Source organism: Zobellia roscoffensis (genome assembly GCF_015330165.1).
Lineage (GTDB): Bacteria > Bacteroidota > Bacteroidia > Flavobacteriales > Flavobacteriaceae > Zobellia > Zobellia roscoffensis.
In genome coordinates this window covers 4411336-4436858 of record NZ_JADDXT010000002.1, presented here as the reverse complement: position 1 = coordinate 4436858, position 25523 = coordinate 4411336, and the positions used below count along the sequence as shown (strand labels likewise).

Here is a 25523-nt window from a genome sequence, read left to right as displayed (position 1 = left end):
CCGCTATGAAAATGATGATTACTATAAAATTTCTAAAAAATATAGCCTCTTTAATTTTGGTTTTGGCAATAGCCATAGGGTGTTCAAATGACAGTGACCCTATTGACGATGTGGATCAAGAAGAGGTGGCCCAAGAACAAACGGAAGAGGAAGAAGAAATTACTGGAGAAGAGACTGCAGAAGAAGAGGAGGAGGAAACCTCAGAGGAAGAATCCTTATTGAATGCCGTAGAGTTTATTGATTCTGAAGAGAGTTTGTCCATGTCTTCGGATGCCTTGAATGTAATTGACAATACCCTTACGGATGCTCTTTCCGACGAAAATGGAACGGTTACATTTTTTGTGCCAAGTAATGAGGCTTTTGCCGATTTTTTGGAATCTTTAAAAGAGTATGCGGCTGTTCTGGATTTTGATGAGGAACTAGAGAAAGAGATTCTTGCCCAAGTATTAAAATACCATGCTGTTATTGGTGGAGCCAATTTCTCAACAGAACTGTCTAACGGAACCATTTTGGAAACGTTACAATCCGAAGAGATAAAAATTACGGTAGATGGTGATGTTTATATTATTGATACCACAGAGATCGACGCAAAGATTACCGAAGCGGATATTCAAGTTGCCAATGGAGTTATCCATATCATTGATAAAGTTTTGATTCCAGAGGCCGTTCTTGCCGATTTATTTCCAGAATCCCCATCTTCACTAATGGAGTTGATAAATGGGAACGAAGACCTTTCTATGTTCGCTGAGGCCATTGAAGAAGCAGATTTGGAAAGTAGATTCAATGATGGTGACTTAACTGTTTTTGCTCCAACGAACGAAGCCATTGAGGAATTGTTCAATACACTTGGTGACGATTATAATTCGTTTTCGGATTTTTCTAACATATTGGAACAGCAGGCGTTAAGAGAGATAATTTTAGGCCATGCCGTGGCACAGGTTATTCCGCGTAGCGAGTTGAAAGTAGGCTCGCTTCCCACTTTAATTGAAGATGATGCAGTAGATGTAGTTGAAGGTTCTGGCGGACTTGCGCTACAGGATGCTTCTGAGTTTAAGGCTAATTTTGTGGAGTTTGATATTGAGGCATCAAATGGAGTTATTCATACCATAGATAAAATTCTTATTCCACAAAAAGCACTTTTGATTCTTAATTAGAGTTTTGTTATATTGTTGTTGAATCGCTGTAATCTTTACAGCCCAAATCTCTATATTTAGCGCTTTTTAATTCCCCAAATCGCGAGACATTCTAATCGTGAAAAAATGAGCGTATGATATTACCAAAGACAACGAAAATAATATTTACGGGATTACTATTTTTTTTATGACCATTTCCTTGGCACAAGGTAACTTTAAGCAAGTTTTTAACGAGAAAACAAGAGGTACGACCACGAATATTAAAATAGATGTCACTGATGATTTGGGCAACGAAGGGTACTTGCCCGTTTCAATTGTAAAAGGAAAAACAGATGGTCCTGTTTTTACCATAGTTGCGGGCGTTCATGGGTTTGAGTATCCACCCATTGTAGCCACACAAGAGTTAATGCAAGAAATTGATGTGGATAAACTGGCTGGCACACTTATTTTTATTCCCATAGCCAATAGGGCTTCTTTCTATACGCGAACGCCCTTTATGAATCCGCAGGATAAAACAAATTTAAACGGAGCTTTTCCGGGAGATGCTTCGGGTTCTATAACTCAAAGAATGACATATAGTATTACGGAGAAAATTATTCCTGTAAGCGATGTTTTTTTGGATATCCATGGTGGAGATGCATGTGAAGACCTAATTCCATTTATTTGTTATTACAATAATGAACAGAAACAGGAACAAACCAGAAAAGCAAAAGAACTTTCTGAAAATAGTGGTTTTGAATACGTGGTTTCTTATCCCTATACATTAAAAGATGAAGATCCTGCCAAATATGTGTTTAAGCAAGCCGTACAAGACGGGAAAACCGCGTTGAGCATTGAAGCTGGTAAACTAGGGAATGTTCAAGAAGAATCGGTTCAATTGATTAAGACCGGAGTTTATAGTATGCTCGCTCAAATGAACATGTACGACGGGCCAAAAACTACTCCCAAACCAGATTTAATTAAATTGAATCACCAAACCTACATCAGGTCAAATGAAAAGGGCATCTTTTATAGTCCTCTAAAAGCAGGTGATTCCGTAAAAAAAAGGAGATATTGTTGGCCGTACCACTGATGAATTCGGGAAGACCATTACCGAGTACAAGGCAACCAGTTCCGGTGTTATTCTATATAAACTAGCTACACCTCCAATAAATAAAGGAGATACGGTAATGTGTATAAGTGAGCATCGCTAACAAACCAGTGTATTTTATTATTGGTTAACTTTAAGAGCCTATTTAAAAATCAGAAAAGAAAACTTCATTGGAGAACATTCCTAATATAGCGTTTGAAGGGCAAGAAAACACCAAGGAGTTTGAAGTGCTAAGCATATCGGACCTATCTGCAAAAATAGTAGAAGGTTTAGATCATAACCCTAACAAACCGCATCGTATTACTTTCTTCGCCTTACTTATGGTTACTGAGGGTAGTGGCTTTCATAGGGTTGACCTTAAAGAATATCCTATTAAAAAAGGGAGCGTTTTAAAAATTGCAAAAGGACAGGTGCATTCCTTTCAGGAGGATATGGATTATAAGGGTTTCCTTGTCATCTTCACGGAAGATTTTGTGCTAAAATATTTTTCCAAATATTCAGTTGAGTTTATCTCCCATTTATACAATTATCATCTTTCTGACCCACTGGTAGAGAACACTAATTGTGAGCCGTTTATTGAGCAGATTATTGAAGAAATGAATCTTGAGCCCAGCTATGCCCAGCAAAACATTTTGGCAAAAATTCTTGAGCTTTACTTGTTAAGATTAGAGCGTGAGGCCAATTCAACAATTAAGTCAACCCAACATAGTGATTACTACCCTTTATTTCTTCAGTTTAACAATCTGGTAGAATCTAATTTTAGGACCACAAGAAACGTAAAGGATTATGCCCAAAAGCTAATGATAAGTACAAAGCATTTAAGCAAGGTGGTTAACGTCTTTACTCTTAATACAGCCAAACATTTTATTGACCAGTATGTGGTGTTAGAGATAAAGAGAGCACTATTGAGCACTGATAAAAGTCTAAAAGAAATTAGCTACGACATTGGTTTTGATGAGGTTACAAATTTCACTAAGTTCTTTAAGAAACATACAGACCTTACTCCAAAGGAATTTAAATCTAGTTTTTAATTTAATAGGTTCTCAGATTTACCATTCTTGGTAGTTGATTAACCTTTACCAATGCTTTGTATTCATAGAACTTTGTATTCTAAAATTAGAATTATGAGTCAAATAGCAATTTGCCCAACATGTGGTAGTAAATCAAAAATAAAGGAGAAAGACGGTGTGGTTACCTATCGGGCCGTTCAAGACGAAGAAGCTTTTAAGAAAATTGGCCAAATGAAAAAGGCTATGGAGAAATTTAAAGAAAAAGCAGATAACCTAGAGAAAGAACTAGAAGCGCTTAAAGCAAAAATGTAATCCAACAAATAAAAGAAATCATGAAAATAGCAGTTACTTCAGCCAGTGGTCAGTTAGGTGCATCTATTGTAGGACATCTTATAAATAAGGTAGGGAAAGACAATGTAGTGGGTATTGCCCGCACACCGGAGAAAGCCAGTAATCTAGGAGTTGAGATAAGAAAGGGAGATTATAACAGTCGCCCGGACTTTGATGCTGCTCTAAAGAATATAGATGTTGTTCTTTTGGTTTCTGGAATGGATGCACCTGAGAAAAGAATACAGCAGCATAGAAATGTCATTGAAGCTGCAAAGCAAAACGGTGTTCAGAAAATTGTTTATACCAGTATTATTGGTGATGAAAAGCAAACGGCCTTTAGCCCTGTGGTGAAAAGTAATCGTCAGACAGAGCAAGATATTATTGAATCTGGACTGGAGTGGGCTATTGGTAGAAACGGGATTTACATTGAACCCGATTTGGAATATATAGACCATTATGCAAAAGATGGAGAAATTAAAAATTGTGCAGGCAATGGCAAATGTGGGTATACCAGCCGAGGAGAGTTGGGGTATGCATATGCGCAAATGCTTTCGGAGAATGATCATAACGGGCATATCTATAACCTGATGGGTGAAGCTATTACTCAGTTAAAGCTTGCCGAGCTTATCAATGAGGTGTATGGTCTTGACCTACAATACAATTCTCTTTCCGTTGAAGACTATGCCGAAGAAAGAAAAGCGGAATTAGGTGAGTTTATGGGAACAATTATAGCTGGTATTTATGAAGGAATCCGCAATGGTTCTAACGATATTGAATCCAATTATGAACTGGCGGCAGGTAGACCTCACAAAGACCATCTTGAAGTTATAGAAGCGTTCAAAAGAGACAATCAGACCTCATAAGATGGACATTTTTTATTGTAGCGTACCAAAATCATAGATAACAACTTCAGAATATTTTTCACCCGGTTTTAGTACCGTGGAAGGAAAATTGTGATGGTTCATGGCATCTGGATGGTGGTGTGTTTCCAAACAAATGGCAGCATGTGGTTTATAGGCAATATTATATTTCCCTGTGATATTGTCCAAACCATTGCTGGCATAAACTGTTATTCCCGGTTGTGTGGTAAATACTTCTAATTTTCTTCCGGAGGTGGGTTCAATAAGCTCTGCAGCCTTTTTCATTTCACCATCCTTTTTATTCAAAATATAAAAATGATGATATCCGTTCAAGGGAATGTCGTGTACTTTATCTCCAATTCGTGTCATAGTAGAAAGATCCCAAGCCATATCTTTTAAGAGGGGCATTGTTCCAGTGGGGGTGATGTCTTCACCAAATTCTGTGTAGGTGTCCGCATCAACCATTAGTTCATGGTTATATATCAACTCATTTGCCCCGTTCAGGTTGAAGTAGCTATGGTTGGTCATATTCACGTGGGTATCTTTATCGGTAGTGGCTTCAAAAGTTACATGAACTGCATTATTGTCATTTAACAGATACGTAGCGTAAACATCAAGATTTCCTGGAAAACCATGGGAACCCTCTGGTGAGAGGTAATGAAACTGAATTCCTTGTCCGTTTTCTGAAGTTATGGTTTTAGCATCCCAAATGGCATCTCTAAACTCGTTTCCACCATGTATGGCAGTTCCATCTGCATTTGCAGTGAGTTTGTAAACGGAATCATTTAGTACGAATTGCGCATTTTTTATGCGATTGGCGTATCTGCCTACCGTTGTTCCAAAACTTGGGTGTCCGTTTAGGTAATCTTCTAAATTATCAAAGCCAAGAACAACGTCATCTAGATTACCATCTTTATCGGGTACAAAAAGGGAAGTTATAATGCAGCCCAAATTAGTAATCTGCATTTTCATACTATTGGTGTTAGTTATAGTGTAAAGCAAAACTTCTTTGCCATTAACTTTCCCCCAATGTTCTTTTGTAATGGTTTGAGCGCTGCCGGTATAAGTCATTAATATAAAAATTGCGCTTCTAACAAGTATCCTCTTCAAAATTTGAAATTTAGAAATCGCATCAAATTACAAAAAAGTACAAGGGCTATAAAGTAAAAACAGGTCAAACTATAAAAGCTTGACCTGTTTTAATCTATATAAGTAAATAGAAAAGGGAACCTTAATAAAATTCAGATTTATAAACTCAATATCTGACGTACCATTTGATTGGTGAAGCCCCATTCATTATCATACCAAGCCAATACTTTAAGTAAATCTCCATCTACAACTTTTGTTAGAGATAAATCAGCAATAGAACCGTAAGGGCTTTTAATAATATCACTAGAAACCAAAGGAGCGTATGTGGTCTGTAACACTTTTTTATAACGGTCCGTCTGGGCTTCTTCTTCTAATATTGTATTGACTTCTTCCGCAGTAACCGTTTTTTCGGTTACGATGGTGATATCGGAAACAGAACCAACGGCCACAGGAACACGAACTGCCATACCATCAAATTTTCCTGCATATTCTGGTAAGGCTTTAGTGGTAGCTACTGCTGCTCCTGTTGTTGTGGGTATAAGGTTGTTGATACCTGAACGCCCCATTCTAAAATTACCTTTATTAGGTGAATCTACCATAGCGTTAGAGCTTGTATCGGCATGAATAGTGGTCATAATCGCTTTTTTGATTCCGATGCGTCTACCAATTATTTCTATAATTGGGCTAATGTTATTTGTAGTACAACTAGCGCAAGAAAAGATACTTGTCTTGCCATCTTCGGAGTTTACACCATGAACAACAGTTGGAACTTCAGGGCTTTTAGAAGGACCCGATAATACTACGGTTTTAGCACCTGCCTTAATATGTCTGTCCGCATCATTATAATTGGTAAAAATACCAGTACTCTCTACAACGACATCAATATCTAATTCTTTCCATGGAAGATCTTCTGGATTTCTTTCGTTCAAGAAACGAATGTCTTTTCCGTCTACAATAAGTCTAGCATCTTGGAATTCTACTGATTTTTCGAACTTTCCGTGAACACTGTCATACTCCAACAGATAAGCTATATTTTCTATGGAGGCGATATCATTAACCGCTACTACCTCTAATTCTGGTGTTTCTAGCATTACTTTTAATGCAGTACGGCCAATACGGCCCATTCCGTTAATTGCTATTTTTTTCATAGTCTAAAATCTATATATGTTTGTTTTTAGGTGTAGTAAAAAATTGAATATAAATTCTTTCTACATTCCATTTGTCGTACTTAAGGGTCTAAACCAACTTTAAAGGCGTTAAAATGATGTTAACCTCCAAAAGGTCAATCACACCATTAGGCAAGTGGTAGAAGTTATAAGTTTACTTACCAAAGTATAACCGTTACGAACAATAATAGAGAGCTCTATTGAATTTGTATTGTGCTTTATACGAAGAGACGATGAATAGAATCTTTAGTATAATTCTCTTTCACTCTCACATATAGGAGAGTTTACAATTCTAATAAAAAGTTTTTCTATAAGACCATCTTCAGTAAATTCCCAAGTCTCGTTTCCATAGGCGCGATGCCATTGTCCTGTTTCCGTATGGTATTCATATTCAAACCTAACGGCAATACTCTTGTCCGTATGTGCCCAGTATTCTAGTTTAAGCTTAAAGCCCAGTTCTTTTTCTCTTTTATTTTTTAAAAAGGTTTGAAGGCTAGAACCGCCACACAAGAAATCGGGACCATTGTACCACTCACAGTTAGAAGTATAGACTGTTGCAATCTTTGTAGGGTCTTTACTATTCCAAGCATTTTCTATACGCTGAATATTTTGTTTGGCCGCTCTTAACGTAAATGCGGGTAAAACCAACTTTTTATTCATAGTACGGATTATTACAAAATAGTTGTTTTTTGCTTTATCATTTTTACAGAAGGGCAAGCGGTCTGAAGGAATTTTAGGAAATGGATACATGCTCTAGATGTAACATTCTTTCTTCTTCTTCTATAGGGAAGTCATTGACTCTAATGAAGCGATTTTGTATAAGCCCGTTTTTATCTAACTCCCAGGTTTCGTTTCCGTACGCGCGATACCATAACTCATCATCAGTTTTAAATTCATAAACAAACTGAACAGCAATACTCATATCTGTGTGAGCCATGTATTTCAGTTTAAGTTGATAGTTTTCTTCTTTGTTCCATTTGTCCGTTAAGTAGTCTTCTATAGCCTTGTGACCTTCTATTAAAAGTGGTCCTTTATGCCATTTACTTTGTATTGAAAAATGGGTCAAAACGTTGGTCGGGCATTTGGTGTTCCAGGCCTCTTGTGCTTGTTTGATCTTTTTTTTTGCAGTTTCCATGGAAAACGGTTGAAGTGGTGTCGGTTTCATAGTTTGTTAGCTGGTTTTACGAACAGACCAGTCTGTTTGGTTGTTTCAAAAAAAAATTACATATTTAAAATTTTTCTACAGGCTCTCTTTCCTACATTTATTGGGGCGGTGCTTTTTTGAATTTGTGATAATATTAGGGCACCTTCTAATAGCACAAATATTTCGGCACTTAGTTCTTTTGCTTTCTTGTCGGCTATAGCATTCTTTTTAAGTTCATTATAGATGAATAAATGAAAATCATTAATATGTATTCTTACAGCTTCTACGATAGAATCCTGCCCCTTAGGCAAGTCTGTTATAATATTTTGAAATCCGCAGCCTCTAAACTCAAACTTTCCTATATAATATTCGATACAATCAAATACTGCAAGTACTTTATCGTTTCCATCCTTTTCATTGACTACAAATTCCTCTAAGCCCTGCATGAATAACCAATGTCTCTTCTCTAAGTAAGCAACGGCAATGGCTTCTTTGGACCTAAAATGCCGATACATACTATCTTTTGAAACCTGAGCAACTTCTAAAATTTTATTAATCCCCGTCTGGTTATACCCATCTATATAAAAAAGGTCAGATGCCGCTGAGATTATTCGATCCTTTACACTTTCTTTTGCCATAGTAAGTTAAAGGTAACGCTATACTTTAAATGCTATCTAGTTATTCTTGTACGAATATACGACAAAATATGCTATGATAGACTATGCTACTAAATAAATTTCTTACTTTTTTTTAAAAACCATTTGATTACTAGGTTTTTATTCAACAAGGAAATATTTAAAACTGGTAAGAATTACTAGTAAAGGAAAAGTAGTTTTATCGGTTTTTTTGGTACATAAACCTATAAAAATGCATTTCACCGATGATTTTAACATAAAAAAGCATGATTTAAGTGAAAACCTATGAATTATTGCTAACTGTAGGTATAAGAGTTTTTCTGAACTTTGTCGAAGATATTAACCCCTAATCGAATTTATTATGAAAAATGCGCTAACCTACAATGTGCTTTTTGCCTGCGTCTTTTCGTGCTGTTGCAGTTCTATGACTGCTCAGTATTCCAGTAGTAGTAATGCTACAGAGATTCACCAGGCAACCAACAAGAGGATGGAAAATTACCAATACCTTAAAAAACAAGGGTATAAGGATAAAGCCATCTTTGAAGACTTGGGCAATGCCAACTTCTTGAACAAAAATTATGATACCGCCTTGTTTTGGTATGATAAGTTAAAAGAGGTAAACAGTTCTGGCACCTTAAGTAAAAACTATCAGAAGCGTTATGATTACGCAAAGACTAAATATCAAAATGTTGGATCAGCTACCAGGTCCGATAGTAATGATTGGGTCGCTCAAATTGAGTCTGATTATAAAGTAAAGAAACATAATTCAAAGAATATATTGGATCAACCTTTAACAGAAAGGTATAGAGAGTTGGATTTTCAACGAAAAGATGGTCAGTTTATAGTAGATGATCAAACTATTGTTGAAAACGAACTCAGAAACTTCTTAGGCGAAGAAAGTGAAGACCACAACGGTTATAAGATGCCAGTTGCGGTAACACCAGACGGACAAACAGCCTATTTTAGTAAAAAGGTAGAAGTAAAACCTTTATATGGTGTTTTTTCTAAAAGTGAGGAAGTGCACAAGATTTTTAGAGCGGAAAAAGTACGTGGTGAGTGGAAGAATATTAAGGAAGTAGCGGTTGCTCCTAAGCATGCGTCTGCAATGCACCCTTCTATATCTTCAGACGGGAAACGTTTGTTTTTTGCTTCTAACATGCCAGGTACCTTTGGTGAGTATGACATATATGTATCTGCTATTCGTAAAGATGGTAGCATGGGTGTCTCTAAAAACCTTGGTCAAAAGGTAAATACTAAGAAAGATGATATGTACCCAAATGTGGTAGGAACAAATACGTTGTTCTTTGCTTCAGAAGGTAGAAAAGGACAAGGCGGACTAGATGTGTATATGACGCAAGTAGGTCAAAAACATGTAGATCTTGCAGTTAACCTTGGTAGCCCAATTAATAGTGGCGAAGATGATTTTGCCATTTCGTTCACTTCAGATAATGGAAAAGGTTATGTAATGTCTAACCGTGGTAATAATAAAACTGCGGTACAGAAGGTAGCTTTTACTTATGCTAATAAGAGGTCTGTAGAAGACGAAGGCGAATACAGAGCGCTAGAAGCTTTCAACGTAGATTCTAAAGCAAGATACACTTCCAATTCATTTGAGGAAGATTAATAAAATGGGGGATAAGATAATACCGGCGATTACCGTCGCCGGTTTATAACCCAGTTTTAGGTAATCTAAATGTTCTAAGAAATAATGGACATCTACCACAATAGTTCCAAATTTCAAAATTAATTAGAGCACACTTTATTACCAACAGTTTTCAATAATCCCATAATATCACTACCATGAGCCACATAAAAAATAATATCAACACAATTTTCCTGCTCCTTTTATTATGTACCATTTTTGGTACACAGTCTAACTACGGACAAGAAGCAGTGACTGAGATCAGTACAAAGAGCACATATCACAATCAATTGTTCTTTAACAGGTTTTTGATCAACCCAACATTTTCGTTGGTAAGAGAGAACAAGTCATATATTAACATTCTTCACAGAAACCAATATGCTACGTTTGAAGATAACAACCAGAACTACTTTTTGGGCTTCAGTAATAAGCTTAATGATAAATCAGCATTGGGTATCAGTGTATACAGCCAATGGTCCGGCGTTGTTCAAGAATTTGGTTTTAATGCCAATTACGCTACAGCTGTACAACTAGGAGATGAGAGTAAGTTAACTTTTGGTACGAATATTACCTATTATACAGAAGGTTTAGACCAAAATAGAATAGTAGTAGCTGAAACGGATACTAAGATTTCAGATGCCAAAAAAGAGAGTAAAGTAGCAGTTCAACCAGGGGTAACCTTGTCTTTAGGCGGATTTGATTTTGGCCTTTACGCAACAGAACTTTTTAAATATAACCAAACAACCAATGAATTTTTAACGAACCTAAGTACTAAGAGTGTAAAAGCTTCAGTACAGTATACACACCAGTTTTTGGCTAACAGAGGTCTTTTTGCCAATGCGCGTTTAATGCCAATGGTACAAGTTGGTAAGAACAAAGATGGTGGACTAGGTTACGTAGGATCAGTATTATTAGACTTGCCTAATTTAGGTTGGTTTCAGACAAACTTTGATGATGATTACGGTCTTTCTTTAGGACTAGGTTTTAACTTAAGCAAGCGTATGTCTTTAGGTTATTTATTAGAAAAAGATTTAATGACGGATGATGCTGATTTAGGATGGAACCACGAGGTGTCTTTAGCATATACTTTTGATAACCATGGCTCTAGTATGGATGCGTATGCCGATAGTTCAGAAGATGCCAAAGTAGACCGTATTGTAAGAAACTATGAGGAGCAAATTTTAAGATTGACAGCAGAGAACAAAAAGAACAACGAAAGAAATAATACTCCCATTGCAAATAGAGGCTTTACCAATTCAATTTCTACAGAAATAGAAGAAGATATTAACGGTATGGCTTACGAAAACAGGTTAATTTTAGATGAGATGATTATAAGACAAGACTCTATAGATGCTGCTAGAGATGCTGCATTTGAAGAGCGTTTAAAGTCTTTGGTAGATGTATTGAAGAAAGAAATTAAAGAAAACATGAAGCCAGATGTTGAAGAAGAAGTGATGCCAGTTCCACCAGAGTACACAGCTTTAGCCTCTAATACCGTAAAGGATACCCCTAAGAATGTAACTACAGCTAATGATAGTGATGCAAGGTTTAATGATGTACAAGATTTCTTAGCAGTAAATGAAACTCAAATGTCTGGTGTTTCTAAACAAGAAAGAATTCAAGAAAAAACAGTTGAAGTTGTTGCAGAGACAGCATCTAAGCCAATTGTTGAAGAAGATGCAAATGCTAAGGAAATAAAGGATTACGTAAAGCTTCCTATCAAAATTTTAAACCAATCAGATATAGTTGGTGTAAAATCAGGATACTATGTAATTGCTAATGTGTATTCAAACAAAAAGTATTTGAATGCCTTTATGGAAACATTAAAAGAGCAAGGTCTTGATGCAAGACAGTTTTACAACAAAGAGAACGGTTTACATTATGTATACTTAGCAGATTATAACTTTAAAGAAGATGCTAAAACAGCATACGTTTCTAATCTGAACGGAAAGTACAACGATGAGAAATGGATTATGCAAGTAGATGATCATTCTGCAGTAGTGAATAACACATATGAAGATTAAACAATATTAACTTATGGTTAGTGGGACCTGATTTTTTGGTAGAAAATTAGGCTATAAACAGCGGGGGAGGCCCCGCTGTTTTTTTGTTTTTCACCACTATTTTTACATTTTTCACCTCCTTTTTAACTAATTTTTTGATTTCGGAGCATCGATAATTGGTATGAAAATACCGATATAATGCAATCTGCCAGGGTCTTTGACTGTCGTTTAACGAAAATGGGCGATCTTACAGTGGGTAGGATACAAATAATGCTTAAGTTTGATTATAATCATACCAAAAGCAACCTATTTATTAATCCCCAAATCGCACAAACCATGCAACATTACCTACACAATTACCACAAGAAAAGCACACTTGATCACTTCAAAAAAGTGCAACATCTCTGCCTCTGATAGAGATAAAATTTCAAAGCAATCATTTTAAATTTTAGAGCCTTACCTACAGCAATAAAATTTAACGATTCACCCAGCGTATAGCGCATATACCTGTTTTAGTTTTTAACTAAGGCCCGGCAGAATACTGTCATAACCATAGGTCTTAATTACGAACAATAAAAAGCAGTTAACAAAATCTCTTGATTTTTAAATCACTGAGAAAGAGCCTGCTTACGCCAAAATTTGAATAAAAAATCGTTTTACCGAGCGATTATCTATTAATAGTAAACCCCAAAATTAACCATGTGTTCTATTGATTTTCAATAGGATGCTAAAAATCCCACTACCATGGAATCAAACATTTTAAAAATTATCGTAATTGATAATGATGTAACATCGCATGAATCTTATGAGACTTATTTTAACTCGTATTCGGAGTATTCCTTAAAAGGAATTTACGCTTCGGTAAAGGATGCCTTGGCAGAATATGATAACGTTTCGCCAGACATTATTTTTTCGGAAGTTTCTTTGCCAGAAATTAATGGCATAGAAGGTATTCGCCTTTTTAGAAAGAAAGACCCGAAAGTAAAGATTATCATGCTCAGCGCACAGAACAATTTTGACTTGGTCAAAAAAGCGTTCAAAAATACCGCAAATGGCTACCTATCTAAACCGGTGACTGAACGCGCCCTTTACAATGCACTCGATTCGATCAAGTCAGAAGGCGCAACAATGAGCAATGATATTATAAGTCAGATTATTTCAAAGTTTCAGCGTAAATCCAATGAATTTTTCTCAGAAAGAGAAAACCAGGTGATAGATTATTTAAGCCAAGGAGCTACATATAAGACCATTGCCGAGAAATTATTCGTAACAGCCAGCGCAATCAATTTTCATGTGCAGAACATCTATTTAAAATTGGATGTTAACTCCAAATCGGAAGCACTTAGAAAGTTACAAGAATTAGAATATTCTAATGCACTGGTATAAACAACTAAGGAATAGTTGCTTTCCCCCGGAGGTTCAATAGGAGGGCCTCCATTTTACAAAGAAAAAGCTTTACATATTGTAAAGCTTTTTTTGTTTTATAAATTAAACTAAATTTTATTTCTTAATGAGTCTCCTGACTGAAGCCCATTCTTTAAGCATATCTCTTGCTTCTTGCGCAGGGTAACCAAGAACGGTCTTGCCTGCTTCTACATCATTCATAACTCCAGAACCAGCACAAACCGTAGCCCCAGAATGTATGGTGGTATGATCTTTAATTGAGGCACTACCTCCAATCATAACTCCATCACCTAAAGTAACAGATCCCGCAAGACCACTATGTCCGGCCATAATACAAAAACGCCCCATAACACTGTTGTGAGCTATTTGTACTAAGTTGTCAATTTTGCAGCCATCACCAATAATAGTAGAGCTGAACTTGGCCCTGTCAACACACGAATTTGCGCCAATTTCAACATAGTTTCCAATGACTACATTACCTATCTGAGGTATTTTTACAAGCCCTCGGCCATCATCACTAGGTCTATATCCAAAACCATCTGCGCCAATACTAACGTTAATATGAAAAATACAGTGATTGCCAATAACACAACGTTCACGTATAGTAGTTCCGGACCATACAACGGTACCTTCACCAATGGTAGTTTCATCAAACACACAAACATTGGGGTATAGAATAACACCTTTTCCTAATTCTACATCTTTTCCTACATAGCAATTGGCTCCAATTTTACAGCCATCGCCAATTTTTGCGGTTTCATGTACTACGGCTGTTGGGTGTATATCCGTATCAAAAACGGGTGTAGATGGTTTAAATAATGTTAATATTTCTGCCATGGCCAAATCCACGTTTTTTACCCTGATAAAAGCACGGTTGTCACCTGGTTCAATCACAGATTTTGGACATACTAGAGCGGCACAAGCCTTGGAATCTGACCAAATTTTTGAATATTTAGGGCTCCCGATAAAGCTTATTTGATTGTTATTTGCTTTTTTTAATTCCTCAGCTCCTTGAATTATTTGATTGGTATTGCCTATTAATTCGCCTTTAAGAATGTCGTTAATTTCACTTACAGAGAAAGATGTCATTGGTTTATTATGAGTTGGTTGTTAATTAAACAGAAAAGTGAAATCAATATTGCTTTTGAGCAAGCATGTTTATATATCGCTTATTTATTCATTTTTAGTAATTTATATTTTGATGCGTATTTGCTAATTAAAATTAGTGGTATGAGTACTAGAAATAGGGTGTTTGAGAAGATTTCAGTGTTTTTTCGAGGTCAAAAAATGTCTATCTCGCACGTTTTCATGGGAATATAGTTAAAATACTGAAGAGTTGAAGGTAAAATTATTTATATAATATAGGTTTGTCTTTGTAAGGAAGGGAATTTACTCGATAATGATGATTAAACGCTCCGAGGCTTGCCTTGAAATTAAAATGTATTCCTTTTAATTCCTCATGGGCTTGACCTGAGGTAGTTTGCTTACCATTTGGTTTTGACCCATTCTTTTTGTTCTTCGTCAGAAAGAAAGGTCCATGTAACTATTCGGCTAGATTTATTACCGGTTCCCATTGGGATTGTTGTGGTTTTATAAGCTTCAACTTTTTCTAATAATTTGTAAATACGTTTAAGGTTTGATTCTTTTGATACTAAAGTTGAAAATAGGAAACAATTTTTGGATAATTTCCTGCTTTCCCAAATCATATTCTCAATAAACCTAGATTCTCCTCCGTCATAAATAAGTTCATTGTTAACCCCTGAAAAATTGAGCTCTGGTGTTTTTACTTTTTTACCGGATAGGTTCTTTATTTTTCTTCGTGTTCCTTTTTGTGCTTCTTCAATTGAGGAGTGGAAAGGAGGGTTGCTTATTACAATATCTATTTTTTGTTCGGGCGATAATACACCGCGAAAAATATCTCTTGCACTTTTTTGTAATCTAACTTCCACCTTGCCTCTTAATGATGTATTGGAATTGATAATATGCTGCGCCGATGCAATTGATTTTGGATCTATATCAGAGCCAAAGAATTGCCAACCGTATTCTGTAACTCCAATAATTGGGTAAATACAACTGGCCCCAATACCAACATCAAAACAAGATATTTTATCACCTGTAGGAACGGTACCAGAATTGGCGTCACCTAACAAATCTGCAATATGATGTATGTAATCTGCTCTCCCAGGTATGGGCGGGCATAAATTTTCATCAGGGAACTCCCAATTTTTTATGCCGTAGTAATGATTTAACAAAGCCGTGTTTAGAAGCTTAACCGCTTGAGGGTTAGAAAAATCAATGGACTCTACTCCAAATTGGTTAGGTTTTATAAAATCTTTTATCTTAGGGTTAGAAGTCTTTAGAGCCTCTAGATCATATCTCTCCCGATTTTTATTTCGTGGGTGTAGACGCGCTTTTTCTTGTGGTTTTTCTGAGGACATGATTTACTTTAGAGTTATAAAGATTTTCAATAGTGCCTAAGTTAAATATCTTAATTACGCATATTGGTTTCTATAAAAACAGCAAGATATAAATAACAGACTAACTTTTCTGATTGGTTTACGTTATAAATATCTAGTAACTCTAGATTGACGCTTAAATTTAATTGTAGAAATGAAAACAATTATAAAATTTTTACAGAAAACTTATCGGGAGGTCCTGCGTAGTATTGCTTTTTATCCGGTACTCATTTCCATATTATGTGTCGTTCTAGCTATGGTCACTTTAACATTGGAAGACGTTAAAATTATAGAGTCTATCAAAGAAAAAGTCCCCTACTTGTTTATTCAGGATTATGAGACGGCTCGTTCCATTCTTTCCGTTTTCATAGGCGGAATCATTTCGCTAACCGTATTTAGTTTTTCAATGGTTATGGTAGTTTTGAGTCAGGCTTCTTCCAACTTTTCGCCAAGACTTCTTCCCGGGTTAGTCTCTAATAGTAAGCATCAATTTATATTAGGGACCTATGTGGGTACATTATTGTACTGCATTATAATTCTAACTTCTCTTGGTGCACGCGGAATAGATGCCAATACAGTGGGACTGTCTACCATGTTTGCTGCAATTTTATCAGTATCTTGTATTGGGCTCTTTGTTTACTTTATCCATAGTATTTCGGGAGCCATTCAAATACAGAATATTATTGACAAGATTTTTGAAAAATGTAATGGGTTTGCAGATGGTGAATTGAGAAATTCGGATGTTTCTAAAATTGCATTACAATATATTGACACCTCTGGATGGATAGTTCTGAACAGTGACAAAACCGGATATTTTAGAGGTTTTGATAGCAAATTGCTTAAAAAATCTATAGAGAAACAAGAAAACCAGATAGAGGTTATACCATACCTAAATCAGCACTTATGGCAAGGAATGCCTATTCTTAGGATCAAGGAAACGATATTGGATGATGAGTTAAAAAATCTTATGTTCTGTATTGACATATCTTCTGATCGCCATGAAGATGATAAGGGGGTTGGTGGAATGATTAAATTAATGGAAATAGCTGTAAAGGCCATGTCCCCTGGTATTAATGACCCGGGTACAGCTATAGATGCCATTGCTAAATTAGGAAGGTTATTGAGTAAATATCTTCAATTTCCTCACATAACCTCTCAACCGGTAGAAAGCGGGAAGTGTATTTTAATAAAGAATAATATAACCGCAACTGACCTCATGCGTATTATAGTTCAGCCCATTAGACTATATGCAAAACAAGATAGTGCGGTAATACATGAATTAATTGGGGCTCTACAGTTCATAACTAAAGGACCAAACATTTCAGATGAGAATAGGGCTTTAGTTTTTATGGAATTGCAAAATCTAAAAGAAGACATTAAAGAACACATTGAAAACACCGCAGATAGGAAACAACTTTTAAAACTCTTCAAAAAAGGTATGGTTTAATTTTAGACAAGCATCTAGTTGATTGGGCTGTGTTTCATAATTATCCTATTTTTGCACAAGATTGGCCAAGAAAATATAAATACGTTGAAGTTTTATATAATTCTACCTTTAAATAGAGCTAATCATCATATTCCGCCAAAGTGGAAGCATAAATAAAGTGAGTTTGGATTCTATTAAAGATTTAGAATGGCGCTATGCCGTAAAGAAGTTTAATTCGGAAAAAATACTTCCGCAAGAAAAAATTGAACGTTTAAAACAAGCTTTCAACCTCACGGCAACTTCTTACGGTCTGCAGCCTATTACTTTGGCCGTAATTCATAATAAAGGGTTACAGAATAAGCTGGTAGAACATTCGTACGGCCAGCAACAAGTAGCCCAGGCTTCTCATGTGTTGGTTATCTGTATTCAGAATGATATTAATGAGACATATATCAATAAGTATTTTGAACAGGTTAAAAAGGTGAGGGGTACGAGCCAAGATATTTTAGATCCGTTCAAAAATGCCTTAATGGCCGATTTTTCAAAAAAAGAAGTTCATGAGATTGAGCAGTGGTCCAAAAACCAAGCGTATTTGGCACTTGGGAATTTGCTGACTATTTGTGCTCTAGAAAAAATAGATTCATGCCCAATGGAAGGCTTTGTTCCTTCCGTTTATGATGATATATTGAATTTAAAGAAAAATGGATTAACCTCTGTCTTGGTACTTCCGGTGGGCTACCGCGCTGATGACGATGTGTTTTCAGAATTTAAAAAAGTCCGTAAAAATCTAGAAGAGAGCATCATTGAGATAAATTGAAATTTTTTACCTAACGCCTAACGCCTAACGCCTAACACCTACAAAAACGTATGCCAGGATTTGAACTATTCGGAGATAAAGAACGCCAACAAGTAAATGATGTACTGGACTCAGGAGTACTAATGCGCTACGGTTTTGATGGTATGCGAAATGGTCACTGGAAAGCTTTGGAGTTAGAAAAAAAACTAGTGGAAAAAATGCAGGTGAAACATACGCAACTGGTAAGCAGTGGTACCGCAGCTTTAACGGTAGCTTTGGCAAGTGCAGGTATTGGTGCTGGAGATGAAGTTATAATGCCCACATTTACCTTTGTGGCTAGTTTTGAATCTATTTTAGCAATTGGCGCAGTCCCTATTCTGGTTGATGTAGATGATACCTTGGCATTGAACCCGCAAGCTGTAGAAAATGCTATAACAGAGCGAACAAAAGTGGTTATGCCTGTACATATGTGTGGTTCAATGGCAGATTTAAAAGCTTTGAAGACTATCTGTGATAAACATAACTTATTGTTGTTAGAAGATGCTTGTCAGGCTATAGGAGGTACTTTTGAAAACAAACCGTTAGGAAGTTATGGAGACTTAGGTTGTTTTTCTTTTGATTATGTAAAGACCGTTACTTGCGGAGAAGGCGGAGCCGTAATTACAAATAATGACACGTATAAAATCAATGCCGACCATTATTCCGATCACGGTCATGATCATGTAGGAAAAGATAGGGGAGCGGAGACACATCCGTTTTTAGGGTATAATTTCAGAATTTCAGAATTGCATGCGGCTGTAGGTTTGGCGCAAATTGAAAGGTTGGACGAGTTCTTGGCGATTCAGAAGAAAAACTACTCCGTTTTAAGGGAAGCATTGCAGGATTTGCCTAACGTAGAATTTAGAAGGGTACCTGAGGGCGGCAAGGAAAGTTATGCCTTTTTAAGTTTCTTTCTTCCAAATACGGAAACGGCTAAAAAAGCACATGGTGAATTAGGTAAAGCTGGTGTTGATGCATGTTTTTATTGGTTTGATAATAATTGGCATTATTACCGAGAATGGCAACATTTAATTGAGAAAAAATCTTTGGGTAGATTACCGGCGGAAGTCCAGAAACAGTTACCAGACTATTCAAAATCAGATTTTTCAGCATCTGATAAATGGGTGGGGCGTACCATTTCATGCCTTGTTAAATTAGGCTGGTCATCGGAAGAAGTAGAGGAGCGCGCCCAAAAAATGAAAAAAGTACTTTCAGGCCTCTAATGCTTTTGTCTTAAAAGTACCTGAGTGTTTTTTCCTTTGGATGAAATCCCTTTTAATTAGTTATAACTATATTTAGTTCCTTATAAAATAATACAGAACCAAAACAAAATGTAATTATCATTATGAACTCAAAAAATTATTTTTTCTTCTTGGCTGCAGCTGCATTTTCATTGCAAGTAACAGCGCAAAAACACTCAAGTACACCCCCAGAAGTATCACCAATGCCTATGAAACCTCAGATGACAGAAATCTGGGAGCCAGAAGTAGCAGTAGTAACTCCGGCAAAAGTATTAGGAGATGCTCCTTCTGATGCTATTATATTATTTGATGGTAGTAGCCTTGATCAATGGACAAGTCAGAAAGACAACACAAAACCAGCACCATGGAAAATAGTAGATAATGACCATTTTGAAGTAGTTCCCGGTTCTGGTGGCATCAGCACTAAAATGAAGTTTGGTGATTGCCAGTTACATATTGAATTTAGCGCACCGGATAAAGTTGAAGGAGAAAGCCAAGGACGTGGTAATAGTGGTTTATTTTTGCAAAACAGATATGAGCTTCAGATTCTGGATTCATATAATAATAGAACCTACCGTAACGGACAAGCAGGTAGTATCTACAAAGATCACGCACCGTTGGTAAATGCTATGCGCGGCCCGCTAGAATGGAACACATACGATGTAATTTATAGAGCTCCTAGATTTAAAAAAGATGGAAGTCTAGATTCAAAAGCTGAAATTACAGTACTTCATAATGGTGTCTTGGTTCAAAATCATACAGTAATAAATGGCAATACCTATTACATAGGTTTACATAACTACCCTTCTGCACATGGTGATGATGTTATCTCTCTTCAAGACCATGGTAATAAAACTCAGTTCAGAAATATCTGGTTAAGAAAATTATAAACATCATAATTCAGATGTAGATTATAAATGATTAGACTACATTTTTAATGCTGCTTTTAAACTCAAGGAGCCTCCTAAATTCATATGAATTTAGGAGGTTTTTTTGTTGAATTTAGCCTGGTTTATGAGTTTAATATACATAGCTATAGCATCAAACTAAAGAAGTAGAGTGAAAGTCATTTTAGCAATTATGAGCATTAGAAATGATGAATAAGTAACTTTTTAGTTGAATTTTTATCAAATTATAAATTCGTTATAAGTATTTAACATACCTGTCAGCTCCCGTAAAATGGGATGTTGTGGAATTCATCCATGTTTTTGAAGAATATGTCCATAATGATGGATGGTAAGAACCTTAGGTTTGGTCAAATGTTCAACTAACTTATTTAAAATGAAAAAACTCAAACTTTTAATGGCATTCCTCCTTTTAGGGGTGACAACTGTTTCATGGGCGCAGACACAAATTACAGGTGTAGTGGTCGATGAGGCAAATGTACCTTTGCCAGGTGCCAGTGTTTTAGTAAAAGGTACAACCAACGGTGTTGTATCTGATTTTGATGGTAATTTTGCCATTTCAGTAGCTGATAGCGGTAAAATTTTAGTGGTTTCGTACATTGGTTATGAGACTAAAGAAATCACTTTGGGCAGTTCTTCAAACTATACAATTGAACTCATTGAGTCCTCAACAGGCTTAGATGAAGTTGTGGTTATTGGTTATGGTTCTGTAAAAAAGAGTGATTTAACAGGTGCGGTCGCTTCATTAAGCACAGAGACCCTAACGGAGCAAAAGAAAACGGATATAGGTCAAGCTATTCAAGGTAGGGTTGCAGGTGTAGATGTTCGAACATTAAGTTCAAAACCGGGTGCGCCACTTTCAATAAAAATTAGGGGAAATACGGTAATTACAAATAATAATGCTGGCCGTGATGGGGTAAGTGATAATCTTGCCGATGACCTTTCCAAGCCGCTATATGTTGTAGATGGTATTTTCTTTGAAGATATCAATGTTTTGAATCCGGCGGATATAGAACAAATGGACATTCTAAAGGATGCTTCTGCAACTGCAATTTACGGATCCCGTGGTGCTAATGGTGTTGTTATTATTACAACTAAAAATGGTATTGAAGGGAAAACCGTTTTTACTTATGATTCTTCTTTTGGTCTTCGTACAGCTACCAATGTACCGGATCTGTTTGATGGTCCTGAGTATGTTCAGTTCGTAGATGATGTTTTAAGAGCTAGAGCTTGGAAAGGTACCGGTTCTGTTGCTGATTATAATAATGTTGCTATTGATCGGTCAACCGAATTTCAAAACTCTAATGAAGAGGCAAGTAATGTTGCCAATGGAAGATATACAGACTGGATGAAGCTTTATAGAAAAGCTGGTATTCAGACAAGTCATACTTTGGGAATGTCCGGAGGTACTAATGGATTGGTATACAACGCATCTTTAGGATATTTGAATGATGAAGGTGTTATGGGAATAGAAGGGTACGAACGTTATAATATAAGTGCTTCGGTTTCAAAGAAAGTATCGGAGAAAGTTACTGTGGGTGTAAAGGCCTATTTAGCATTTGCCGAGCGTGAAGAAGGCAGTAGAGAGTTGTTTAGGAGTACACTCCGCTTGGCACCTACAGTAAATCCTTTCGATTCTGCAGGAGAACCAATTTTGTTCCCAGATGATCAAGATCTTCGTTTTGTTCATCCTATTTATGATGCAGAGGGTGCTTGGCAATTAAACACCAAGACTTTAGATGTGATAGCAAACGTATTCTTAAACTATAAACCAACAAAATGGTTGAGTTTTAAAACGCAGTTTGCACCTAACATTACTTCACAGCGTTTTGGTGAGTACCGCGGTCTTTTAACAAAATCATCGCGTAACGATCCAAGTAGAATACAATCGCACTATCAGTCAGATTTTAATACGGCTTATACTTGGGATAATATACTGGATTTTGATTTTGACCTTGCGCCTAACCACAATTTAAAAACGACTCTGATTTCTTCTATATATCATAACAATAAGGAAGGTAGTGATATACAGGTTCGAGATTTTGATACGGATGCCTACCTTTTTTATAACACCGAAGGAGGTACGGATATTAGGAATTTTGGTAGCTTTTATCAAAAAGAAACACTGGCTTCTTTTGCAGGTCGTTTAAACTATTCTATTAAAGACAGATATTTATTTACGTTTACCGGAAGATATGATGGTTCTTCAAAACTATCGGCCGGGAATAAGTGGAATTTCTTTCCGTCTGCCGCATTTGCATGGCGAGCAAGCGAAGAATCTTTTCTTCAAAATGCAGATTGGTTAAATAACTTAAAATTCCGGGTTAGTTATGGTGAAGCCGGTAACGATAGCACAATAGATGCATATAGCTCATTGGCATTTTTATCAGCATCAAACTACCTATTTGGAGAGAACCCAAGCGTTGGGAAAACAGTGGCAGGCTTACCTAACGAAGATTTAACTTGGGAAGTTTCAAAAGAATACAACCTAGGTTTAGATCTTTCCGTTATTAATAATAGAATTGGTTTGGGTTTTGAATATTACAATAAAAAGACAGAAGGCAGTATACTTGCTAGAACCTTATCTAATATAACAGGATACGGTAACGCTCTTGGTAATTTTGGGTCTGTACGAAATAGTGGTATAGAAGTAACCTTAAATACGGTTAACGTTAAAACGGATAATTTTTCATGGCGTACTAATTTCAACTATACCAAGAATACCAACGAAATTGTAGAGATTGATGGTGATTTGGATGAGATTCCTTTTGGAAATCATGGGGTATTAAAAATTGGAGCTCCTGTTGATGCTATCTGGAATACAGAGGTTGCCGGTATTTGGCAAATAGATGAAGTTGCGGAGGCTGCTACTTATGGAGACCTTCCAGGGCAATACAAATTTGTTGATCAAAATAATGACGGAACAATAGATCAGGATGATAAGGTGTTGTTAGGTCAAAATTCTCCTGATTGGATAGGAGGTATGACCAACACCTTTAATTATAAAAACTTAGAATTAAATGTACAGGTATATACTAGACAAGGGTCTTACGGGCATTCTGAGTTTTTCCAAAATTTCTCGACTTCGGGAGATGGTGCTGTATTTAATAGCTTAGATCTAGATTACTGGACTCCTAATAATCCAGATGGTGCTTACCCAATTCCTGATTATGGAGATACAGGTTGGACTTACGAAGACCTTTCTTTTGTTAGAATTGGTAATATTGGTTTGGGGTATCAATTTCCGCAAAAACTAGCAGACAAGTTAAGAATGTCTAAGTTAAAAATGTCGTTAGACGTTCAAAACCCGTTCACTTTTACAGATTATAAGGGGCCTGACCCAGAGACTGCGCTTCAGAACTCTTACAATATGACCTATGCGGTAAAAACAGTTTTATTGGGGCTAAAACTTGCCTTTTAACATTATAAAAAATTAGGATGAAACTAGATATAAAAATTAAGCATATTGGCGTCATACTTCTAGGTATGGTTACTTTTAGTGCATGCGATAGTTATATTGAAGAAGATATTTTTTCTGATATAACAAGTGAAAATTTCATTGAAGAAGGCACGGCCGATCAATTGGTTGTTGGAATATATTCAACTCTAAGAGAGGTCTATAAGGATTATAATCTGCAGTTTTTAGGTACGGATTTGTTTACTGTTAAAGGTGAATTGAATTCAGTTTCTGCGGTGAACGACTATTTTGGTTTTGATTCAGGTGTAGGAGGCTCTTTATGGTCCAAAAATTATAATGTGGTGGCAAAAGCTAATACGGCCATCAATCGTTATGAAAATCAAATTAGCTGGACAGACTCTAAATTAGGAGAAAAAGCGTATGGTATTGCTCAGGCAAAAGCATTACGTGCCTTGGCCTTTTTCAATATGGTTCAGCAATATGGAGGATTAGTTCTAGAATTAGATGAACCTACTACTATCCGTTCAGATTATGCTAGAAGCACAGAAGAAGAAACATACGTTCAGATCATTAGTGATTTGGAAGATGCTATTCCAGTTTTACTTGATGCTCCTGAAACCGGTCGGTTTTCAAAAAGAGCCGCACAACACTTATTATCGGAAGTTTACTTAACAAGAGGCTATACTTCTTTTGGGAGCACTGATGATTTTAATACTGCGGCAGCTCTTGCGGAAGATGCTATTGGATCATATGATATAAGGAGCCAATCTTACGCAGAAGTTTTTGCTTACGACAACCAGGTAAATGACGAAATTTTATTTGCCATGCAATGGGGGACTAACGGACTTGCTACTGATCAGGTAAATACAAAGCATTCCCTTTTTATGAATCAAGTGGCCAATTATCCAGGAGTGAACAGAACAACTACTCCGTATGGTTTTAGTGATTTTAACGCTATGCCTACGCCATTTTTCTATTCTTTACTGGCAGCTAACGATAGCAGGGACGAAGCAACGTTGCACAGAGCAATTCTTGCAGACGGTGATGAACCGGAAGGGCCGGATGCTATTGTAGCTGGTGATACTATTGTGTATTACCCAAAAGTAGCTTTGAATACCACTGAATTAGCGGAACGCTTGGATAGATATTGGGTATACCAACCTGACCAGTATTTATTTGGACAGCCAGATAATATCCCTGGTGTAAACTATTTATATTCCCTTAACCCAGAGCGAACCAACTTTCCTATTTTCAAGAAGTTTGATGATGAAATTTTTAGTGAAGCTACAGATGGTGCACGAGATACATTTGTATTTAGGGTAGCAGGAACACACTTATTGGCTGCTGAAGCTTATTTGGGTGCGGGCAATCCATCAGCGGCATTAGCCCATATGAATATTGTTAGAGAACGTGCAACTGGTGTTGCTAACGAATATAGCTCTGTAACAATAGACGATATTCTAAATGAGAGAGCTTTGGAATTGGCCGGAGAAGCTAATAGATGGGCAGTTTTAAAACGTACCGGGAAATTAGAAGAGCGCATTACAGCTTACAATCCACATGTTCAAGACCATGGTGCTTTTGATGCAAGTGTACATTTATTAAGACCTATTCCTTCCAGTGAGTTGGAACTTTCAGATGGTTCTTTAACCCAGAACCCAGGATACTAAAATAATTGAGTTTAGTTAATTTGAGTTAGTTGAATATGGACGGGAGTGGTATTCCCGTCCATATTT

At 36.5% G+C, this 25523-nt stretch carries 21 protein-coding genes; 14 read left to right on the top strand and 7 right to left on the bottom strand.

What is annotated here, in order from left to right:
* Nucleotides 1–5: 5 nt before the first annotated feature.
* From IWC72_RS18045 to IWC72_RS18025, 5 genes are all read left to right on the top strand, one after another.
* Nucleotides 6–1154 carry a fasciclin domain-containing protein gene (locus IWC72_RS18045; protein ID WP_194530751.1) on the top strand — a complete coding sequence of 383 codons (1149 nt, stop codon included), beginning with the start codon at nt 6–8 and terminating at the stop codon, nt 1152–1154.
* A gap of 166 nt (nt 1155–1320) precedes the next feature.
* Nucleotides 1321–2205, top strand: coding sequence for a M14 family metallopeptidase (locus tag IWC72_RS18040; protein ID WP_194530750.1), 885 nt, complete (start codon nt 1321–1323; stop codon nt 2203–2205).
* Nucleotides 2206–2393: 188 nt separating this feature from the next.
* Nucleotides 2394–3254, top strand: a complete 861-nt coding sequence (locus tag IWC72_RS18035) for an AraC family transcriptional regulator (RefSeq protein ID WP_194530749.1) — start codon at nt 2394–2396, stop codon at nt 3252–3254.
* Nucleotides 3255–3347: 93 nt separating this feature from the next.
* Nucleotides 3348–3545, top strand: coding sequence for a hypothetical protein (locus IWC72_RS18030; protein WP_194530748.1), 198 nt, complete (start codon nt 3348–3350; stop codon nt 3543–3545).
* A 20-nt stretch (nt 3546–3565) separates the two neighbouring features.
* A complete protein-coding gene (locus IWC72_RS18025) occupies nt 3566–4426 on the top strand; it encodes an SDR family oxidoreductase (protein ID WP_194530747.1) in 861 nt (286 codons plus the stop codon).
* A 12-nt stretch (nt 4427–4438) separates the two neighbouring features.
* Here IWC72_RS18025 and IWC72_RS18020 read toward each other — a convergent pair whose 3' ends face one another.
* From IWC72_RS18020 to IWC72_RS18000, 5 genes are all read right to left on the bottom strand, one after another.
* Nucleotides 4439–5533: an aldose epimerase family protein gene (locus IWC72_RS18020; protein WP_194530746.1), complete on the bottom strand. Its 1095-nt coding sequence runs from the start codon at nt 5531–5533 to the stop codon at nt 4439–4441.
* Nucleotides 5534–5670: 137 nt separating this feature from the next.
* Nucleotides 5671–6660, bottom strand: a complete 990-nt coding sequence (gene gap, locus IWC72_RS18015) for a type I glyceraldehyde-3-phosphate dehydrogenase (protein ID WP_194530745.1) — start codon at nt 6658–6660, stop codon at nt 5671–5673.
* Between the two features lie 264 nt (nt 6661–6924).
* Nucleotides 6925–7338 (bottom strand): DUF1348 family protein, encoded by a 414-nt coding sequence (locus tag IWC72_RS18010; protein ID WP_194530744.1) that lies wholly within the window; start codon nt 7336–7338, stop codon nt 6925–6927.
* A 73-nt stretch (nt 7339–7411) separates the two neighbouring features.
* Nucleotides 7412–7843, bottom strand: coding sequence for a DUF1348 family protein (locus IWC72_RS18005; protein WP_194530743.1), 432 nt, complete (start codon nt 7841–7843; stop codon nt 7412–7414).
* 56 nt (nt 7844–7899) lie between these two features.
* On the bottom strand, nt 7900–8460 hold the full coding sequence (locus tag IWC72_RS18000; protein WP_194530742.1) for a TetR/AcrR family transcriptional regulator: 561 nt from the start codon (nt 8458–8460) through the stop codon (nt 7900–7902).
* A gap of 358 nt (nt 8461–8818) precedes the next feature.
* Between IWC72_RS18000 and IWC72_RS17995 the strand changes: the two genes are divergently transcribed.
* From IWC72_RS17995 to IWC72_RS17985, 3 genes are all read left to right on the top strand, one after another.
* On the top strand, nt 8819–10081 hold the full coding sequence (locus tag IWC72_RS17995) for a TolB-like translocation protein (RefSeq protein ID WP_194530741.1): 1263 nt from the start codon (nt 8819–8821) through the stop codon (nt 10079–10081).
* Between the two features lie 176 nt (nt 10082–10257).
* Nucleotides 10258–12123, top strand: a complete 1866-nt coding sequence (locus IWC72_RS17990) for a PorP/SprF family type IX secretion system membrane protein (protein ID WP_194530740.1) — start codon at nt 10258–10260, stop codon at nt 12121–12123.
* A 723-nt stretch (nt 12124–12846) separates the two neighbouring features.
* A complete protein-coding gene (locus IWC72_RS17985; protein WP_194527559.1) occupies nt 12847–13488 on the top strand; it encodes a response regulator transcription factor in 642 nt (213 codons plus the stop codon).
* A 114-nt stretch (nt 13489–13602) separates the two neighbouring features.
* Here IWC72_RS17985 and lpxD read toward each other — a convergent pair whose 3' ends face one another.
* Together lpxD and rlmF are read right to left on the bottom strand one after the other, a co-directional pair.
* Entirely contained in the window at nt 13603–14595 is a 993-nt protein-coding gene (lpxD, locus tag IWC72_RS17980) for a UDP-3-O-(3-hydroxymyristoyl)glucosamine N-acyltransferase (RefSeq protein ID WP_194530739.1), read from the bottom strand.
* A gap of 395 nt (nt 14596–14990) precedes the next feature.
* Entirely contained in the window at nt 14991–15944 is a 954-nt protein-coding gene (rlmF, locus tag IWC72_RS17975; protein WP_194530738.1) for a 23S rRNA (adenine(1618)-N(6))-methyltransferase RlmF, read from the bottom strand.
* Nucleotides 15945–16116: 172 nt separating this feature from the next.
* Here rlmF and IWC72_RS17970 point away from each other — a divergent pair, with 172 nt between their 5' ends.
* From IWC72_RS17970 to IWC72_RS17945, 6 genes are all read left to right on the top strand, one after another.
* Entirely contained in the window at nt 16117–17409 is a 1293-nt protein-coding gene (locus IWC72_RS17970; protein WP_194530737.1) for a DUF2254 domain-containing protein, read from the top strand.
* A 163-nt stretch (nt 17410–17572) separates the two neighbouring features.
* Nucleotides 17573–18205 (top strand): nitroreductase family protein, encoded by a 633-nt coding sequence (locus tag IWC72_RS17965; RefSeq protein ID WP_194530736.1) that lies wholly within the window; start codon nt 17573–17575, stop codon nt 18203–18205.
* Nucleotides 18206–18255: 50 nt separating this feature from the next.
* Nucleotides 18256–19446, top strand: a complete 1191-nt coding sequence (locus tag IWC72_RS17960; RefSeq protein ID WP_194530735.1) for a DegT/DnrJ/EryC1/StrS family aminotransferase — start codon at nt 18256–18258, stop codon at nt 19444–19446.
* Between the two features lie 122 nt (nt 19447–19568).
* Nucleotides 19569–20354: a 3-keto-disaccharide hydrolase gene (locus IWC72_RS17955; RefSeq protein WP_194530734.1), complete on the top strand. Its 786-nt coding sequence runs from the start codon at nt 19569–19571 to the stop codon at nt 20352–20354.
* A 391-nt stretch (nt 20355–20745) separates the two neighbouring features.
* Nucleotides 20746–23790, top strand: a complete 3045-nt coding sequence (locus IWC72_RS17950) for a SusC/RagA family TonB-linked outer membrane protein (protein ID WP_194530733.1) — start codon at nt 20746–20748, stop codon at nt 23788–23790.
* Nucleotides 23791–23807: 17 nt separating this feature from the next.
* The gene (locus IWC72_RS17945) at nt 23808–25457 is read left to right on the top strand and encodes a RagB/SusD family nutrient uptake outer membrane protein (RefSeq protein ID WP_194530732.1); all 1650 of its coding nucleotides are present in this window, start codon (nt 23808–23810) and stop codon (nt 25455–25457) included.
* Nucleotides 25458–25523 lie beyond the last annotated feature (66 nt).

Excerpts from the sequence above, each read along its gene's own strand:
- IWC72_RS18045 (WP_194530751.1), top strand. The coding sequence starts at position 6 with ATGAAAATGATGATTACTATAAAATTTCTAAAAAATATAGCCTCTTTA.
- IWC72_RS18040 (WP_194530750.1), top strand. The coding sequence starts at position 1,321 with ATGACCATTTCCTTGGCACAAGGTAACTTTAAGCAAGTTTTTAACGAG.
- IWC72_RS18030 (WP_194530748.1), top strand. The coding sequence starts at position 3,348 with ATGAGTCAAATAGCAATTTGCCCAACATGTGGTAGTAAATCAAAAATA.
- IWC72_RS18025 (WP_194530747.1), top strand. The coding sequence starts at position 3,566 with ATGAAAATAGCAGTTACTTCAGCCAGTGGTCAGTTAGGTGCATCTATT.
- gap (WP_194530745.1), bottom strand. The coding sequence starts at position 6,660 with ATGAAAAAAATAGCAATTAACGGAATGGGCCGTATTGGCCGTACTGCA.
- IWC72_RS18010 (WP_194530744.1), bottom strand. The coding sequence starts at position 7,338 with ATGAATAAAAAGTTGGTTTTACCCGCATTTACGTTAAGAGCGGCCAAA.
- IWC72_RS18005 (WP_194530743.1), bottom strand. The coding sequence starts at position 7,843 with ATGAAACCGACACCACTTCAACCGTTTTCCATGGAAACTGCAAAAAAA.
- IWC72_RS18000 (WP_194530742.1), bottom strand. The coding sequence starts at position 8,460 with ATGGCAAAAGAAAGTGTAAAGGATCGAATAATCTCAGCGGCATCTGAC.
- IWC72_RS17995 (WP_194530741.1), top strand. The coding sequence starts at position 8,819 with ATGAAAAATGCGCTAACCTACAATGTGCTTTTTGCCTGCGTCTTTTCG.
- IWC72_RS17990 (WP_194530740.1), top strand. The coding sequence starts at position 10,258 with ATGAGCCACATAAAAAATAATATCAACACAATTTTCCTGCTCCTTTTA.
- IWC72_RS17985 (WP_194527559.1), top strand. The coding sequence starts at position 12,847 with ATGGAATCAAACATTTTAAAAATTATCGTAATTGATAATGATGTAACA.
- lpxD (WP_194530739.1), bottom strand. The coding sequence starts at position 14,595 with ATGACATCTTTCTCTGTAAGTGAAATTAACGACATTCTTAAAGGCGAA.
- rlmF (WP_194530738.1), bottom strand. The coding sequence starts at position 15,944 with ATGTCCTCAGAAAAACCACAAGAAAAAGCGCGTCTACACCCACGAAAT.
- IWC72_RS17970 (WP_194530737.1), top strand. The coding sequence starts at position 16,117 with ATGAAAACAATTATAAAATTTTTACAGAAAACTTATCGGGAGGTCCTG.
- IWC72_RS17960 (WP_194530735.1), top strand. The coding sequence starts at position 18,256 with ATGCCAGGATTTGAACTATTCGGAGATAAAGAACGCCAACAAGTAAAT.
- IWC72_RS17955 (WP_194530734.1), top strand. The coding sequence starts at position 19,569 with ATGAACTCAAAAAATTATTTTTTCTTCTTGGCTGCAGCTGCATTTTCA.
- IWC72_RS17950 (WP_194530733.1), top strand. The coding sequence starts at position 20,746 with ATGAAAAAACTCAAACTTTTAATGGCATTCCTCCTTTTAGGGGTGACA.
- IWC72_RS17945 (WP_194530732.1), top strand. The coding sequence starts at position 23,808 with ATGAAACTAGATATAAAAATTAAGCATATTGGCGTCATACTTCTAGGT.